Source organism: Roseomonas indoligenes, from assembly GCF_017813365.1.
In the GTDB taxonomy this organism is placed as follows: domain Bacteria; phylum Pseudomonadota; class Alphaproteobacteria; order Acetobacterales; family Acetobacteraceae; genus Roseomonas; species Roseomonas indoligenes.
Map to the genome: position 1 here is coordinate 53,506 of NZ_JAGIZA010000023.1, position 16,013 is coordinate 69,518.

At 69.6% G+C, this 16,013-nt stretch carries 14 protein-coding genes and 1 pseudogene; 6 read left to right on the forward strand and 9 right to left on the reverse strand.

The genetic code is table 11. The annotated features are described in order from the left end of the window. Window positions 1–18 precede the first annotated feature (18 nt). From J5Y10_RS24310 to J5Y10_RS24325, 4 genes are read right to left on the reverse strand one after another with little or no spacing between them, the layout of a single operon-like run. A complete protein-coding gene (locus J5Y10_RS24310; RefSeq protein WP_209376724.1) occupies window positions 19–1,332 on the reverse strand; it encodes a M20 family metallopeptidase in 1,314 nt (437 codons plus the stop codon). Then, complete coding sequence (locus tag J5Y10_RS24315) at window positions 1,329–2,111, reverse strand: N-formylglutamate amidohydrolase (RefSeq protein ID WP_209376725.1); 783 nt, start codon at window positions 2,109–2,111, stop codon at window positions 1,329–1,331. Before J5Y10_RS24315 ends, J5Y10_RS24310 begins: the two co-directional genes overlap by 4 nt. After that, entirely contained in the window at window positions 2,111–3,418 is a 1,308-nt protein-coding gene (locus J5Y10_RS24320; protein WP_209376726.1) for a type I glutamate--ammonia ligase, read from the reverse strand. Before J5Y10_RS24320 ends, J5Y10_RS24315 begins: the two co-directional genes overlap by 1 nt. Then, window positions 3,418–4,056, reverse strand: coding sequence for a cysteine hydrolase family protein (locus tag J5Y10_RS24325; protein ID WP_209376727.1), 639 nt, complete (start codon window positions 4,054–4,056; stop codon window positions 3,418–3,420). Before J5Y10_RS24325 ends, J5Y10_RS24320 begins: the two co-directional genes overlap by 1 nt. A gap of 169 nt (window positions 4,057–4,225) precedes the next feature. Here J5Y10_RS24325 and J5Y10_RS24330 point away from each other — a divergent pair, with 169 nt between their 5' ends. After that, on the forward strand, window positions 4,226–5,815 hold the full coding sequence (locus tag J5Y10_RS24330; protein ID WP_209376728.1) for an ABC transporter substrate-binding protein: 1,590 nt from the start codon (window positions 4,226–4,228) through the stop codon (window positions 5,813–5,815). A 24-nt stretch (window positions 5,816–5,839) separates the two neighbouring features. On the opposite strand, the gene J5Y10_RS24335 is transcribed toward J5Y10_RS24330, so the two are convergent. Beyond that, window positions 5,840–6,721 (reverse strand): MurR/RpiR family transcriptional regulator, encoded by an 882-nt coding sequence (locus tag J5Y10_RS24335; RefSeq protein WP_209376729.1) that lies wholly within the window; start codon window positions 6,719–6,721, stop codon window positions 5,840–5,842. A gap of 307 nt (window positions 6,722–7,028) precedes the next feature. Here J5Y10_RS24335 and J5Y10_RS24340 point away from each other — a divergent pair, with 307 nt between their 5' ends. Continuing rightward, window positions 7,029–7,706 (forward strand): GAF domain-containing protein, encoded by a 678-nt coding sequence (locus tag J5Y10_RS24340; RefSeq protein WP_209376730.1) that lies wholly within the window; start codon window positions 7,029–7,031, stop codon window positions 7,704–7,706. Between the two features lie 70 nt (window positions 7,707–7,776). Further along, a pseudogene (locus J5Y10_RS24345) lies at window positions 7,777–8,708 on the forward strand (IS3 family transposase). A gap of 200 nt (window positions 8,709–8,908) precedes the next feature. Here the strand turns inward: J5Y10_RS24345 and J5Y10_RS24350 are convergent. Then, entirely contained in the window at window positions 8,909–9,823 is a 915-nt protein-coding gene (locus tag J5Y10_RS24350; protein WP_209376731.1) for an alpha/beta fold hydrolase, read from the reverse strand. 133 nt (window positions 9,824–9,956) lie between these two features. On the opposite strand from J5Y10_RS24350, the gene J5Y10_RS24355 reads away from it, so the two are divergent. Further along, on the forward strand, window positions 9,957–10,856 hold the full coding sequence (locus J5Y10_RS24355; protein ID WP_209376732.1) for a LysR family transcriptional regulator: 900 nt from the start codon (window positions 9,957–9,959) through the stop codon (window positions 10,854–10,856). A 19-nt stretch (window positions 10,857–10,875) separates the two neighbouring features. On the opposite strand, the gene J5Y10_RS24360 is transcribed toward J5Y10_RS24355, so the two are convergent. Together J5Y10_RS24360 and J5Y10_RS24365 are read right to left on the reverse strand one after the other, a co-directional pair. Then, window positions 10,876–11,562, reverse strand: coding sequence for a pyridoxamine 5'-phosphate oxidase family protein (locus J5Y10_RS24360; RefSeq protein ID WP_209376733.1), 687 nt, complete (start codon window positions 11,560–11,562; stop codon window positions 10,876–10,878). A 52-nt stretch (window positions 11,563–11,614) separates the two neighbouring features. Continuing rightward, window positions 11,615–12,580 carry an MBL fold metallo-hydrolase gene (locus J5Y10_RS24365; RefSeq protein ID WP_209376734.1) on the reverse strand — a complete coding sequence of 322 codons (966 nt, stop codon included), beginning with the start codon at window positions 12,578–12,580 and terminating at the stop codon, window positions 11,615–11,617. A 133-nt stretch (window positions 12,581–12,713) separates the two neighbouring features. Between J5Y10_RS24365 and J5Y10_RS24370 the strand changes: the two genes are divergently transcribed. Further along, window positions 12,714–13,631 (forward strand): LysR family transcriptional regulator, encoded by a 918-nt coding sequence (locus tag J5Y10_RS24370; protein WP_209376735.1) that lies wholly within the window; start codon window positions 12,714–12,716, stop codon window positions 13,629–13,631. A gap of 301 nt (window positions 13,632–13,932) precedes the next feature. Continuing rightward, window positions 13,933–14,976 carry an adenosine deaminase gene (locus J5Y10_RS24375; protein ID WP_209376736.1) on the forward strand — a complete coding sequence of 348 codons (1,044 nt, stop codon included), beginning with the start codon at window positions 13,933–13,935 and terminating at the stop codon, window positions 14,974–14,976. A gap of 217 nt (window positions 14,977–15,193) precedes the next feature. On the opposite strand, the gene J5Y10_RS24380 is transcribed toward J5Y10_RS24375, so the two are convergent. Beyond that, window positions 15,194–16,013 (reverse strand): LysR substrate-binding domain-containing protein (locus tag J5Y10_RS24380; RefSeq protein ID WP_209376737.1); only part of this gene is annotated, 820 nt, incomplete at its 5' end.

Here is a 16,013-nt window from a genome sequence, read left to right on the forward strand (position 1 = left end):
GGTCAACCGTCACGGCGTTCATGTCCTCAGTCCGCAGAAACGCACGGTGGCGGCGGCGATCATCTGCGCTGCTTCCAGCAGCGAGGCTAGGTCCACGGACTCGTCCGGTCCGTGGGCATCCGCCGAGAGCGCGCCGTAGACGATGCCCTTGATACCGTGTGCGGCGTAGTGCGCCGCATCCGTCACCCCGAGCGCGCCCTCGAAGGTCACGGGCAGCCCTGCGGCCTCGCGGCTCTCCCTCAAGGCCCGGGAGAGCGGGTGGTCCACCGGCGTGTCCACGGGCGGGAAGTGCAGGCCGTAGAGATCCCAGATGACCTGGGGCGGGTGCTCGCGCAGCCAGGGGTCGGAAGCCGCGAAGCGGGCGATGCAGGCCTCGAACTCGCGCCGGATATCGGCGGAACGCTCGTGCGGTAGGAACTTCAGGTCGAAGTCGATCGTGCAGGTGTCCGGCACGATGGCGGGGTTGCTGAGGATCGTCGGCATCCCGTCCGGCCCGCATCCCGCGCCCGCCACCATCACGCCGGGGCTGATCGTGTTCATCCCCGGCGGCATGCCGGGGTAAGAGCGGTTCACGCCCCACTCCGTCTCCAGCTCCCGCACCGCGCCCAGAAGGCGCGCGCCCAGTTCGATGGCGTTCACGCTGCGCCCGGAGCTGCGCGCGGGGTGGTCGCCGGGATAGATGGAGGCGAAGCGGCGCGAGGAGTGGCCGTTCAGCCCGCGAACCACCACGCGCACCCATTCCAGCCCGCCGGCCGAGGGGCGGATAGTGCCGCCGCTGCTCTCCGCCACCAGCACGGCGCCGGGAGCGGGCTGGCGCGCAGCGGCCTGCATGGCGCCGAAGCCACCGGCCTCCTCGTCCACCACCGCGTGGAATTCCAGCCGGCCGTCCAGCACCAGGCCGAGACCCCGGATGGCGCGGCAGGCGGCGATGCAGGCGGCCAGCCCGGCCTTCATGTCGCCGGCGCCGCGCCCGTACATGCGGCCGTCCCGGATTTCCGCCCCGAAAGGATCGGTGGTCCAGGATGCCCGGTCGCCCACCGGCACCACGTCCACATGGCCGCAAAGGGCGAGGCTGCGCTCCTGGCCTCCCGCCCAGTGGCCGTAGAGGTTCGGGCGGTTGGGCAGAGGGAAGCTCCGCTCGGTCGTGAAGCCCAAGGCGCGCAGTTCGGCCTCGATCGCGTCCTGCACCTCGGCCTCCCGGTTCTGGGCGGGGTCGGCGACGAACTTCGGGTTCACGCTGGGAATGCGGACGAGGCGTTGCAGCAGCGCGACGGTGTTATCGTGTTCCCGCGCTACGGCCTCGCGCAGCGGGGCTTCCCAGGCTTCGGTCATGCGGGCTCCTTCGCGGGCAGGGCGGCGGCCAGGGCGCGCCGGATCGGGGAGACGAGGCGATCCGCCCAGTGCCGCGCGGCCGCGTCATCGGCCAGCAGGTTCTGGCGGATCTCGATGAGCAGGGCGGGCAGGCCGCGGCCATCACCGTGGACGGGCACGGTATAGTCGTCGCCGACCTCGATGCGGTACGGTTCGTTCTCGCCCACCGCGAGGCCAGAGGCGGACAGGCCTTCGATCAGCGGCATTGCGAAGTCCTTCGCGCCGTCGAAGAGAACTCCTGCCTCCCACGGCCGGCGGATGCCGCGGAAGATCGGTGTGAAGCTGTGCACCCCGATGATCGCGGTGGGCCGCCCAGCCGCTTGGCGGGCGTCCAGATGCGCTGCCACGGCGTTCTGGAACGGGTGGAACAGCGCCTCCTCCCGCGCGCGGCGATCTTCCGCGGAAAGGGCAAGGTTGCCGGGGATCGCCGTGTCCTCGCTGCGCTCCGGGATCGAAGCGGAGACGCCGAGGGGGCGGTTGCAGTCGATGACCAGCCGGGAATAGCCGGTCTCGAACAGCGGCGCGTCCAGAGCGCGGGACAGGGCCCCGGCCAGCGCGGCGGCGCCGATGTCCCAGGCGATGTGGCGCCGCAGCTCCTCCGATGGGAGGCCGAGATCACCTAAGCGGCGCGGCAACCTGTTGCTTGCGTGCTCACAGAGCAGCACGAGGGGCGAGGCGCCGCCGAGGTTCCGCGCGGTGAAGGCCGGCGGCTCGTCGGGCGACAGCAAGCGGGCGGACATTAGTAAATCGCCGCGTAGCGGTCGCAGAGTTCCTCCGGCGTCAGGTCGGCGACGAGGGACAGTTCCTTCCGCTTCACCGCGACGAGGCAGTCGCTCAGCACCGGCGGCAGCCAGGACTGCACCGCCGCGTCGGCGCGAAAGGCTTCCAGCGCCGCGGGAAGGCTCTCCGGAAGGCGATGGGCGCCCAGTCGCGCGCGCTCCGCCTCCGTCATCCCGGAAGGGTCGGTGTTGACCAGCGGCGGCTGCGCCAGCCCGGCGCGCAGCCCCTCCAGCCCCGCGAAGATCAGCGCGGCCAGGGCCAGGTAGGGGTTAGCCGTGGCGTCGGTGGCGCGGAACTCGAAATTCGCGACCTTCGCCGGATCGGTGCCGGGCAGCTCCGGGATCGGGCAGATCCGCAGCGCCGCCTCCCGGTTGCGAAGGCCGAGGCAGGAATAGGCCGCGCTCCAATGGTGCGGGACTAGGCGCAGGTAGGAGAGGGGGCTCGGCGCCGTCAGCGCCAGCAGCGCGGGCATGTGCCGCACCACCCCCGCCGCGAAGCGCCCGGCGGCTTCGGAGAGGCCGCCGGGCCGCGCGGGGTCGTAGGTGGCGGGCTGCCCTTCCCGGTCGCGGAAGCTGAGATGGATGTGCACGCCGTTGCCCACGCCGTCCGGCGCGGTCTTCGGGGCGAAGCTGGCGCGCCAGCCCTGGTGGGCGGCCAGTTCCCGCACGATCATCCGCAGCGCGACCGCCCGGTCCGCCGCGGCCAGCGCGCCGGCGGGGCGGCAGGTCACCTCGAACTGGTCCGTGCCGTATTCCGGCAGGAACATCTCCGGCTCCAGCCCCGCCGCCTTCAGCAGGCCCATCAGCCCCGGCCCGAAAGGATCGGCCCGGCGCGCGGCCGCGATGGAGAAGGCGGGGGCAGGGGCCCAGTCCGCGCCGAGAATCTGGAACTCGTGCTCGAAGGCGGCGACGGGGACCAGCCCCGCCTCGCGCTCCAGCGCCGCCACCGCACGCTTCAGCAGGCTGCGCGGGCAACACTCCCAGGGGGTGCCGTCCAGCCCCGTGATGTCGGAAAAATAGGTGTGCAGCGGCGTGGTGCCAAGGCCTTCCAGCCGGATCGCCGTCGCCGGATCGGGCATCAGGCGCAGGTCGCCGGCGGAGCCCCAGGGGTTGTCCTCCGCGATGAGGTCGAAGGGCGTCAGCGCCATGTTCGCCGGCACCCAGCCGCAACCGCGCGTGAGATAGCCCTCCAGCGCCGCCGGCATGAAGCCCCGGCCGCGGGTGATGGCGACGAGGTCGGTGGTGAGGAGGGTGACGAGCTCGTCCATCACCCCTCTCCCGCCAGCGCGTCCAGCCTCGCGGCGACCGTAGCCGTGTCGCTCACCCAGCAGTAGCCTCCGAAGGCATTCACGGCGGCGCGGTGCCGTTCCTCGCTGTAAGTGGCGCAGGCATCGTCCACCAGGGTGACGAGATAGCCGCGATCCGCCGCGTCCCGCACCGCCATGTCCACGCACTGGTCCGTCACCACCCCGGCGATGATCAGGTAGCGCACGCCGAGATTCCGCAGCACGTAGTCGATGTTGGTGGAGTTGAAGACGCCGGAGGAGGTCTTCGGCAGCACGATCTCGTCCTCCACCGGCGCCAGCGCCTCGATCACGCGCCCCTCCGGCGCGCCCTTCGGCACATGCATGTCCGAGAGTTTGTGATCGAGCGAGCGGTCCCGCCCGTGGCTCGTCAGGCTCTCGATAACCGTGTGCAGCACGTCCGCACCCGCGCCCCGTGCCGCCGCGAGGAGGCGCCGCTGGTTCGGGATCACCGTGTCGCGCAGGCGGCCGTAGTAGTAGGGCCGCTCGTCATAGGGGTGCTCCAGCCCCGGCTCCACCCAGATGCGCTGCATGTCCACGAGCAGCAGGGCGGTCTCGCCGCGGCGATAGGGCGCGTCGCGGCGCGCCGGATCCTGGGTCATGCCTGGGCCGTCCTGCGGCTGGGCCGGGTGGCGGGGCACCGCGGCCGGGGAGGTTGGCATCCATTACAACCGACGGTCCCGCCGGTGAAGATGAAACAAGATTGACAGGGACCGGGCGTGCCATTCTGCTGCCCCTGACAGTCCATCAGACCGCGCGGAGCCACCCGCCATGCATCGCCGCCAGCTTCTCTCCCTTGCGGGCGCCTCCATCGGCGCCTCCCTCGCCTCTCCGCGCCTCGGTGCGGCGCAAGGGCAGCGGCTGCTCCGCTTCGTGCCGCACGCGGATCTCGCGGTGGTCGATCCGGTCTGGACCACCGCCTACGTCACCCGCAACCACGCCTATCTCGTCTTCGACACGCTCTACGGGATGGACGCCGCTTACAACCCGCAGCCGCAGATGGTGGCCGGGCACGCCGTGGAGGAGGATGGGCGCCGCTGGACGCTGACCCTGCGCGAAGGCCTGGCCTTCCACGACGGCACGCCGGTGCTGGCGCGGGACTGCGTGGCCAGCATCCGCCGCTGGGGCAGGCGCGACGACCTCGGCCGCACACTGCTCTCCATCACGGACGAGCTCTTCGCGCCGGATGACAGGACGATCGCCTTCCGGCTGAAGCGGCCCTTCCCGCTGCTGCCCTTCGTGCTCGGCAAGACCTCCGGCCTCGTCTGCGCGATGATGCCGGCCCGCATCGCGGAGGGGAGCCCGGACAAGGCCTTTACCGAGGTGGTCGGCAGCGGCCCCTTCCGCTTCCGGGCCGATGAGCGCGTGGCGGGCGACCGCGTGGTGTACGAGCGCTTCGCCGCCTACCGCCCGCGCGAGGGCGCGGCCGCCTCCGGCACGGCGGGGCCGAAGATCGCGCATCTCGACCGCGTGGAGTGGAAGGTCATCAGCGACGCCTCCACCGCCGCCTCCGCCCTGCGGGCAGGGGAGGTGGACTGGTACGAGTTGCCGGGCGCGGACATCCTGCCGCTGCTGCGGCGGGGGCGGGACATCAAGGTCGAGACGCTCGACCCATCCGGCTATATCGGCTCCCTCCGCCTGAACCACCTGCACGGCCCGGCCGCGAACCGCGAGGTGCGGCGCGCCATGGTCGCCGCCATCTCGCAGGCGGATGTGGTGATGGCCTCCGCCGGCACGGACCCGGCTCTTTGGAAGGCGGGGGTAGGCTTCTTCTGCCCGGACACCCCCCTGGCCAACGATGCCGGTCTCTCGGCCCTGACCGGCCCGCGCGACAAGGCGGCGCTGCGCGGCGCGCTGCAATCCGCCGGCCTCTCGGGCGAGAAGCTCGTCTTCATGACGCCCTCCGACATCCAGCTGAACAACAGCGCCTCGGAAGTGGCGGCGGACGCGCTGCGCCAGGCCGGGATGAACGTGGACCTGCAGGCCATGGACTGGGGCACCATGCTCCAGCGCCGGAACAAGAAGGAACCGGCCTCGCAGGGCGGCTGGCACGCCTATGTCGCCTTCAACACCGGCTCCGACATGCTGAACCCCGCCGTGCACCCGCTGCTGCGCGGCGACGGCGCCAGCGGCGCCTATGGCTGGTCCGAGGACCCTGCGATCGAGCGGCTGCGGGAGGCGTGGTTCGCCGCCCCGGATCTCGCCGCGCAGCAGGCGGCCGCCCGCCAGCTGCAGGAGGAGGCCTTCGGCCACGTCCCCTACATCCCGCTGGGCCAGGTGGCGCAGCTCACGGCCTATCGCGGCGACCTCAATGGGATGCCCAGGGGCGTGCCGGTGTTCTGGGGCATCCGCCGGGGCTGAGCGCCGCGCCTGCGGAAGGGGCTCTCAGCCCTCCCGCTTCTCCTCTCCGCCGGAGTTGGTGACGCGATTCCTTGCGCGCACGGCCTCGATCTCGCGCACTCGCCGCCGCACGCCCTCGTCGCGCTGCTCCACGAGGCAGGCCAGCAGCGTCTCCACCTGGGCGAGAGCGGGCACCATGGTATCGTAGGGAGAGGCAGCCTCCACCGGGGCGGTGAAGACCACCTCGGCATGCCGCGCGACCGGTGACCGCCAGGTATCGGTAAAGAGGATGATCCGCACCCCGCGCCCGGCCGCCTGTTCGGCAAAGTCGACCACATCCGCTTGGTAGCGCCGGTAGTCGAAGACGATCAGCACGTCCGGTACCGCGAGATCCACCAGCGCGTCCACCATCTCCGCATGCGTGCCGTTCAGGTGCCGCACGCCGGGGCGGAACTGGACGAGGTGGGTGTGCAGGATGCCCGCGAGGTGGCGGCTGAACCGCCCCCCGTGCAGCGCCACCCGCGCCTTCCGGTCCAGGATCATCGTGGCCGCGCGGGCGTGATTCTCCGCCAGATCTCGTCGCCGGGTCTCGGCCAGCGCCGCCTCCACGGAGGCCAGGTAGCCGCCCGGGGCATTCTGCGCCTCGTCGCGCGCCTCCATCATCATGAGGGGCGATCGGAGGCGGTCCTCCACCTCACCGAGGAGAGCGCGCTGGAAGGCGGGAAAGCCTTCGTAGCCGAGCTTGACGATAAGGCGCACGACGGTCGGGTCGCTCACCCCCGCGCGCTTCGCCAGGCTGGCCACCGTGCCGAGCCCGGCGATCGGGTACTCCTCCAGCAACACCTGGGCGACCCGCATCTCCGCCGGGGTGAAGGGCACGGGCGGCACATGGAGTAGCGCGTGAACTCGGGTGGTGGGAACGCTCATCGGGGTGTTCCGGAAAGCCGGCAGTCCGCCCTCATGGTCCATTTATCGACGATGCGCCATGCTGGCCGCACCATCCACCACCTAACTGAACGCCTTCCGCTGCTTCCGGCCGGAAACGAAATGGCGGCTTCGGACGTGTAAGGGCGGAGAAGCGGCCGAAGCGGCGGCCCATCTCGCCCACTATCGACTTCCCGGGCGCGGATTAGGCAGCCGGTGCATTGCGGCGGCGTTCCGGCGGTGGTGGCGAACCCAGCAGGCCTCCATGCATGGTGCCTGCCGCCAGCAACCCTGACGGAGGAACCTCTGGATGCCTGACGTGGAGCAGATGATCCAGCGGCAGAAGATGCTGGCCGACTTCGGCGAGTTCGCCCTGCGCTGCGATGATCTGGGCGAGATCCTGCAGGAGGCCTGCCGCCTCGTTGGCGAGACGCTCGGAACCAGCCGGGCCAAGGTCCTGGAAATCCAGGAGGGCGGTAAGGTGCTTTGGGTGAGGGCCGGGGTGGGCTGGGCCGAGGGCGTCGTGGGCCGGGTACGCCTGCCCATGACGGAGCACTCCTCTGAGACCTACTCTATCGAGAAGCGCGTCCTCGTCGTCACACAGGACATCAGCAAGGAAGATCGCTTCCAGGTTCCTGAATTCATGAAGAAGGCCGGTGTGGTGGCGCTGGTGAACGCTCCGATTCTGCTGCCCGGGGAAAGGGCCTATGGCCTGCTCCAGATGGACGACACCGAGCCGCGCGAGTTTGGCGAAGAGGACACAGAGTTCCTCCGCACCTACACTATCATCCTCGGGCCGATGCTCGACCGGCTGCTGAAGGTGAGCGAGTTGCGTCGCACCGAGGAGCGCTTCCGCCTCATGATGGAGGAGGCGCGGGACTACGCCATCTTCACCGCGGACCGGGATGACCGGATCATCGATTGGCTGCCCGGGGCGGCGGCCGTGTACGGATGGTCCGCAGAGGAGGCGAGGGGCCAGTGGTCCTGACCCCGGAAACTGGTCCGGCGGGGGCGCGAATTTTTGGGCACTGTAAGCCCCCGAGGAGGGGGGCGGTGCCATGAAGCAGAAGCGGTACACGGATGAACAGATCGCCTTTGCCCTGCGACAGGCGGAGAGCGGCATGGCGGTGGCCGAGATCTGCCGCAAGCTCGGCGTCTCGGAGCCGACCTTTTACCGGTGGAAGAAGCAGTATGCCGGGATGGGGACGGTGGAGATCCGACGGCTGAAGCAGCTTGAGGAGGAGAATGCCAAGCTCAAGCGGCTGGTCGCCGACCTCAGCCTCGACAAGACCTTGCTGCAGGACGTGCTGCGAAAAAAATGGTGAGGCCCGCGCTGCGCCGCGAGGTGGTGGCTGTGCTGCGAGGCAGCTACCGGATCAGCGAGCGTCGGGCCTGCTCGGCGACGGGGTTCCATCGATCCGCCCAGCGCTACCGCTCGCGGCGCGACCCGCAGGTCGAGCTACGCATGCGGCTGCGCGACCTGGCCGCGGTGCGGGTTCGCTACGGCTATCGGCGCCTGCACGTGCTGCTCCGGCGCGAGGGCTGGCCGGTGAACCACAAGCGCGTCCACCGGCTCTACGCCGAGGAAGGACTGTCGATCCGCACCAAGCAGCCCCGCCGCAAGCGGGCCTGGCGCTACCGGCAGGGGCGGCCGGGCGCGACGGTTCCGAACGAGATCTGGGCGATGGACTTCATGTCCGACCAGTTGTTCAACGGCCGCCTGCTCGACCACTGGGCCTACCTCAACGGGGTCGGGATCGACTTCTCACGCCCGGGCAAGCCCACGGACAATGCGTTTATTGAGGCGTTCAACGCCCGTCTGCGCGCCGAGTGCCTGAACGCCTCGTGGTTCCTGTCCCTGGCTGACGCCCGGGCGCGCATCGAGGAATGGAGGTGCCACTACAACGAGGAGCGACCCCACTCGGCCCTGGGGAACTTGACCCCAGAGGCCTTTGCCGACCAGGCTCAACCAGCCCGAGAGCTTGCGTAGACCCCGGACCTAAATAGGGGGCGGGACCAGTGGGGGCTGGTCAATTCTCGGACCCGCTCAGCAGCTATTCCGCCGCCGTCGGAGCGGCTGCTACATGACACAGGCGAACCTGACGGCCGGCGGGCAGCGTGCCCGAGAGGCGACGGAATGGCTTGTGACAGCCCCTGCGGCGGCACAACGCTTTGTCTAGCCGAAGCCTCTCAAGGGCGCGTCTGAAGGAAGCCCCGAATGGCCGCGATGGTTGCGGCGGGTTGCTCCTCCATCAGCCAATGGCCAGCGTCGGGGATCACCACCTCCGTCACATCAACGGCGGCGTTCCTCATCACGGCGGCCTGGGTCGCGCCGAAGGACTTCTCCCCGCCGATGGCCAGGACCCGCATGGTTAGCCTCTCACCGATTTCGCCCCTGTTCCGCTCCGCGTCCTCCCGGATGGACCGGAACTGGGCAAAGGCCGCGCGCATGGCGCCGGGCCGGGCATAGAGCGCCGCGTAATGCCGCCTGGTCTCCTCCTCCAGGCGGGCGGGGTTGCCCGCGAACTCGTTCCAGAAGCGATCGAGGTAGATGCGCTCGCGCCCGGCCACCAGCCGCTCCATGTCGGACCCGCCGAAGTCGAAGTGCCAGAGGAGCGGGTTCCGCACGATGTCGTCCCAGGGCGGAACGCCCGGGACCGGTGCGTCCATCACCACGAGCCGCTCCGTCTCGGCCCTGTAGCGGGCCGCATAGGCGAAGGCGACCATGGTCCCGATGTCGTGGCCGACCACCGTCGCCCGCCCGATCCCGAACTGCGCCAGCACGGCGCGGACATCACCGGCCTGGGTCCACTTGTCGTAGCCACCCTCCGGCCGGGACGACAGGCCCATGCCCCGGAGATCCGGCACGACGACCCGGTGATCCCGCGCCAGCTCCGCCGCGAGCGGCGCCCACATGTCGCCCGTATCACCGAAGCCGTGGAGCAGGACGATAGCTGGGCCAGCCCCGCCGACCCGGACATGGAGCGTGACCCCTCCCGCTTGGACCTCCTGGATCTGGAAGTCGGACGGAAAGGTTTGGGGCTGCGCCATGGCCGGCCAGGCCACGGAGAATGCCACGAGGATGCCGAACAAAAGCCTGCGCATGGTTCCGATCTCCCGCGGCGGAGCGGGCCGCTGCGCCCCAGACCCGATCCCGCCGGGCCAACGCCAGTCTGGAGGTGCTGGGTCGCTCCGATTAGTGTGCAAATCAGAGATCAGGCGTCCGGGATTTCCGAACATGATGCGGCTGGAGGGAATTTCCGCCTTCGTCGTCATTGCCGAGGCCGGGTCCATCAGCGAGGCCGCAAGGCGCCTGCGCCTCTCGAAGTCGGTGGTCAGCGAGAGGCTCGCGGAACTCGAGCGAAGCCTCGGCGCCCCCCTGCTCCACCGTAGCACGCGAAAGCTGGCTCTGACGGAGGACGGCGCCACCTTCCTCGAGCGCGCCTCCCGCATCGTGCAGGACGTGGAGGACGCAGCGGCCACCATCTCCGAACGCCGCAGGGAGCTGCAGGGGCCCCTGCGCATCTCGGCGCCGGTGACCTTCGGGCGCCTGCATCTCGGCCCCGCCCTCTACCCCTTCCTGGCCCGCCACCCCGGCCTGGAGCTGACGCTCGACCTCGACGACCGCCGCGTGGACGCCTCGGCGGATGGCTACGACGCCGTCGTGCGGCACGGGGTAATTTCCGACAGCCGACTCACGGTTTGGCGGCTCGCGCCCAGCCGCCGTGTCCTTGTCGCCTCGCCGGCCTACCTGGAACGGCAGGGAACTCCCCAATCCATCTCCGCGCTGAAGGACCACAGGGGCATCTTCTACACCAACCGCAGCCACGCGGACTGGCGCTTCGTCGGCCCGGGCGGGACGATGATTCTGCGCGGGAGGGCGGCCCTGTGCGCCAACAACGGCGACATGATGCGGGACGCCGCCATAGCCGGTCTCGGCATCGCGCTCCTCCCGACCTTCATCATCCATGGCGCGGTCAAGGCGGGCGAGCTGCGGGTGATCGAGATCGGTGCGGAAGCGGAGGGCGAGTTCATCTACGTCGCCCACCCCGAGGGGCGTCGCTCCTCCGCGAAGCTGCGCGCCCTCGTGGCGGAGCTGAAGGCTGCCTTCGGCGATCCGCCCTACTGGGACCGGTAGCAGAGCGGCGGCCGCGACCTCAACGCCCGGCCTCAATCATCGTGCCTTCCGTTGTGCCGGGCTGACCGGAACTAACTGCCCGTAGTAGGTGCCGCAGCCGCTCATTCTCCGCTTTCAGAGCCAGCATTTCCTCACGAACCGGCCGAAGCGCCCCCTCCAGCTCGTCCTGCGTGAAGCGGGGCGTGATGTGCTGCGGGCAGTTCCAGTCGAACGCCTCGACCGTGATGAGGGCCGCGCGCTCGACGCGTCCGGCGTAGCCCGGCACCGCGAGCCGCCCGGCAAGGGCCGGGTCCTCGCGGGCATCCACGACACGCATGCGCCCGAAGATCTTCAGGCGCCGCTGATGCGCGTAGTCCATGAGGAACAGAGAGACCCTGTCGTTCGCCTCGACGTTGCCGACCGACAGGTACTGCCGGTTGCCGCGGAAATCGGCATAGCCGAGCAGATGGTTGTCGATGACCCTGAGAAAGCCCGCGGGCCCGCCGCGGAACTGGACGTAGGGCCAGCCGGTCTCAGACACGCTCGCCAGGTAGAAGCCGTCGCGCGCGGCGATGAACTGCGCCTCGGCTGGGCCAAGCCGATCGTTCCGGACGGTCTCCTCGCCGGCAGACCTAGCGGCACGAGCCCACTGGGCCGCGCCGCCGTACTGCCCGCGCGCAGCCTCCACGGATGGTGTCGATGCGATCTCCAGATAACGGTGGCGCACTGGTTCCTCCTGAAGCCTCGGCAAGCGGTGCGATCGGGCGCCCGGCGCCCCTTCAGCCCTGGAAGGCCCAGTCGGCCGGCTGCCAGCGGTGGGTGCCGCCGTCCGGCACGATGCGGCCGAGCCCGGGGAAGGCCATGTGCGTCGCGGCGATCAGCGCGCCCTCCCCGGCCGCGCGCGGGAAGAAGCGGTCCCGCATCGCCTTCGCCGCCGCGTGGTCCTGCTCCATGATGAAGTTCACGTCCGTCGCGGCGGGGTGCACCACCGGGAAGACCATGTCGGAGACCATGATGAGGCTCTGCCCGGCATCCTCGATCCGCACGCCGATATGGCCGGGCGTGTGGCCGGCCAGGTCGATGACTGAGATGCCGCGCGCGATCTGGCGCTCGCCGTCGATGGCCTGAAGCCGCGGGCAGAGGCGCACGACCTCCTCCGACATCCGGAAGCTCGGCTGCAGGTAGTCCGGGGCGCCGGCCCGCTTGGCCGGGTCCGTCCAGTGGGCGACATCGCGCCGGTCGATGAAGATTTCGGCGTTGGGGAAGTTATTCTGCCCGCCTGCCACCAGCCCGCCGATATGGTCTTGGTGCATGTGGGTCACGATCACCGCGTCAATCCCGTCCGGGCGCACGCCCAGGGCGGCGAGTGCCTGCGGCAGCAGGCCCGTTTGGCCCAGCGAGCCGGCCGGCCCGGCATCGATCAGCACCCGGCGCTCGCCGTCCTCGATCAGATACTGATTGAACAGGAAGCGGACGCCGCCGGGCCGGGCGACGAACTGCGCCCGCGCCGCCTGCTCCACCTGACCTGCCGTGCGGCCCGGGAAGAAAGTGTAGGGCATGTCCGCGTAGCCGTCGGCGAGGGCGGTAACCGTGAAGCGCCCGATCCGGACCTGCGCCTGGGGGGTGACGACGACCGGGCTGGCGGCGGCGGCGTGCCCGGTCCGGCCGAAGAGCGACAGGGCACCTATGGAGAGGGCACCGGAAGGAAGGCCGAGGGCGAAGGCGCGGCGGGACAGGCCTGGCATGGGATGTTCCTTTCGATCAGTTGGCGGGTCCGCGGGACGCGCCGTCGTTGCCTGACCGGAAAGCTAGAACCTCCACCTCAGGCGCAGTACCCTGCCCCTCTGGGAGCGTTCCTCCCGATATTCGGAAGGCAGGATGGACCGGTTCGAGGCGATGTCGGTGCTGCTGGCCGTTGTCGAGGAGGGCAGCCTCTCGGCTGCATCGCGTCGGCTGCGGACGCCGCTCGCCACGGTCAGCCGCAAGGTGGCCGACCTGGAACGGCATCTCAGGACGCAGCTCCTGGTCCGGTCCAGCCGCCGGGCCGAGCTCACGGATGCCGGGCGCGCCTACGTCGCCGTCTCCAGGCGAATCATCGAGCAGGTGGAGGAAGCGGAGAGACAGGCGGCCGGCGAGTACAGCGCCCCCCGCGGCGAGCTGCACGTCACTGCCCCGACCATGTTCGGCCAGCGGCACCTGATGCCTGTGGCTCTCGCCTTCCTCGCGGAGCAGCCGGAGATCACCTTGCGGCTGCGGCTGGCCGATCAGCAGGTCAGCATGGTCGATGAGCACATCGATATCACGCTGCGCATTGGTCACCTGGAAGACAGCAGCCTTGTGGCGACGCGCCTGGGATCCGTGCGGCGGGTGATCTGCGCATCCCCAGGCTATCTCGCCCGATGCGGCGTGCCTCGCGTGCCCGACGATCTGGCGCAACATGACGGCGTCAGCTTCCAGGGCTTCGCGGCATCGCCGGAATGGCGGTACCGGGGGGACAGCACTGCCTTCGCGTCGGCAGCGCCTCGCCCGAGGCTTGCCGTGAACACGACGGAAGCCGCCATCGGGGCCGCCCTGGCCGATCTCGGGATCATCCGCGTGCTCTCGTACCAGGTCGCGGACGAGCTGCGGGCAGGTCGGCTCCAGCCTCTTCTCGCCGACTTCGCACCGCAGCCCCTGCCGGTCAGCCTGGTTTACGCGGCGGCCGAACTGCTGCCGCTGAAGGTCAGGAGTTTCCTGGATTGGACCGTACCGCGCCTTCGGGCCCGGATGACTGAGCTGGATGCTGAGTGTCCGTGACGGCGGAGCAGCTGGGCGCCGCATCTCTGAACAGCGGGCCGGGGAGGAGCGTCCGCTGTAACCGACAGTTCCCCCGTGAAGCGACCGGCGCGATCTTAGCCATGGCGGCTCAGCGCCCATTGCAGCCGTCAGCGCGATGGCGGCGGTCCCCGGAAGCAGACATGAGGCGGGTTCAGCCGACTGACAGGGATGGGTGGAAATTGGCCGTAGAAAACTATCGCCCGGATGCCTGCTTCACCTGCATGAGCGGAGATGAGACAGGGGACTCTGCCCGACCAATCTCAGGAGACCGCTCCCTCCCATGACCGGCATCGAAGCCTTCGTCCGTGGGCTGCCCAAGACCGACCTGCACATGCACATCGAGGGCAGCATCGAGCCGCAGCTGATGCTGGATCTCGCTGCCCGTAACGGATTGAAGCTCCGCTGGGACACGGCCGAGGCCCTGCGCGGTGCCTACAGGTTCCAGAACCTCCAGTCGTTCCTCGACCTGTATTTCGAGGGCTGCAAGGTCTTGGTGACTGAGAGGGACTTCCACGACGTGACCCGCGCCTACCTGCGCCGGGCCCACGAGGACGGCGTGATCCGCGCCGAGTTGTTCATCGGACCGCAGAGCTTTACCGAGCGTGGCACTCCGATCGAGGCACTGATGTCTGGCGTACTCGGCGCCATGGAGGAGGCGCGCCGCGAGCACGGTATGAGCCTGGGCCTGATGATCAGTGTCCACCGCCACCGGACCGAGCCGGACGCAATGGCCGTTCTGGACCAGGTCATGCCGTGGAAGGACCACATCATCGGCATCGGCATGGGTGGCGCAGAGGTCGGTAACCCACCCTCCAAGTTCGCTCGCTTCTTCCAGGCCGCCCGTGATCGTGGCTTCCGCACCACTGTCCATGCTGGCGAGGAAGGCCCCGCCGCCTACGTGCGAGAGGCACTGGATCTGCTGCAGGTCGACAGGATCGACCATGGCAATGCCTGCCTCGCCGATCATGACCTCGTGCGGGAGCTGGCTGCCCAGCGCGTCCCGCTCACTGTCTGCCCCCTCTCCAACCTGCGCCTGAAGGTGGTGTCATCCATGCGGGAGCATCCGCTGAAGGCGCTGATGGCGCATGGCCTGCATGTCACCGTCAACTCGGACGACCCGCCATACTTCGACGGCTACGTGACGGAGAACCTCCTGGCCTGCCGCGATGCCCTCGGCTTGTCGACGGAGGAGATCGTAGGTCTGGTCCGAAACGGGGTGGAGGCGGCCTTCGTGACGGAGGAGGAGCGCCAAGCCCTGCTCCTGCGGCTGGATGCCTACCTCGCAGCGCACGCCGACGTTCTCGATCCAGCCTCGGCGAGCTGACACGCGGTGGATGTCCTGCTGCTCGTCAGCATTGACATGCTGGCCAACCAGCAGCGGACATCGGCTCGCCCGGCCTAGTGGTCGGCATCGCGTCGAGAGCTGCCGAGGTGGGCCGCCTCTTGGGTCCCTTTCGGGCGTCCGCGTGCTCCGAAGCTGCCAGTCCGCTTCCGGCCACCTTGGGCCATCCCGAGCGCGCCTCCATTGCGCTCCCGACTGGTCAGCAAGGCCTGCCCTGTTTGAGCGATTCCCCTCCATGGATCGGCGCCGCCGTGTCGATCAGGCGGCGAATGATCAGCGACAGATCCTGCCGCCTCCAGGCTAGGCCGAACTCGGCCTTCAGCGCCCCGTCCCTGAGCGGCACGTAGCGCACGCTGTCCGGACGGAGCTGGCGCATGCAGTCCGGCACGATCGCGATGCCCATCGCGGCCGCGACAAGGTTAACGGTGGTCGCCAGCTGCGGTGTCTGCTGGGTAACGCGGGGCGCGAACCCGGCCTTCTGACAGGCCGCGACAACGTTTTCCGACAGTCCGGGCCCGGTTGCGCGAGGGTAGAGGATGAAGGTCTCGTCCCGGAGTTCACCGAGCGTGATCCTGCTACGCCCTGCAAGACGATGATCGATCGGCAGGGCCACCACCATCGGCTCGCTCGCAACGAGGAGGAAGTCCAGGTACGTCGTGGAGCTTAATGGTGGCCGCAAGAAAGCCGCATCCAGCCGCCCCCCCTCCAGCGCGGCCTGAAGCAGGCTGGAGCGGCCCTCCTCCAGCACCAGTTCCACCCGAGGCCAAGTCTCCCGGAAGGTCTTCAGCACCCGTGTGACCGCCGGGTTGAAGCAGGTGGAGGCGGTGAACCCTACGCGGAGCCGCCCGACCTCGCCCTGGCCCGCCTCCCGCGCCGTCGTGGCGGCCCTTTCGGCTCGGCGCAGCAGGTCGCGCGCCTCCTCCAGGAACAGGCGCCCGGCCTCGTTGAGGACGAGGCCGCGGCCGATGCGGTCGAAGAGCTGCACGCCGAGTTCCTCCTCGAGGCCGCGTATCTGCTGG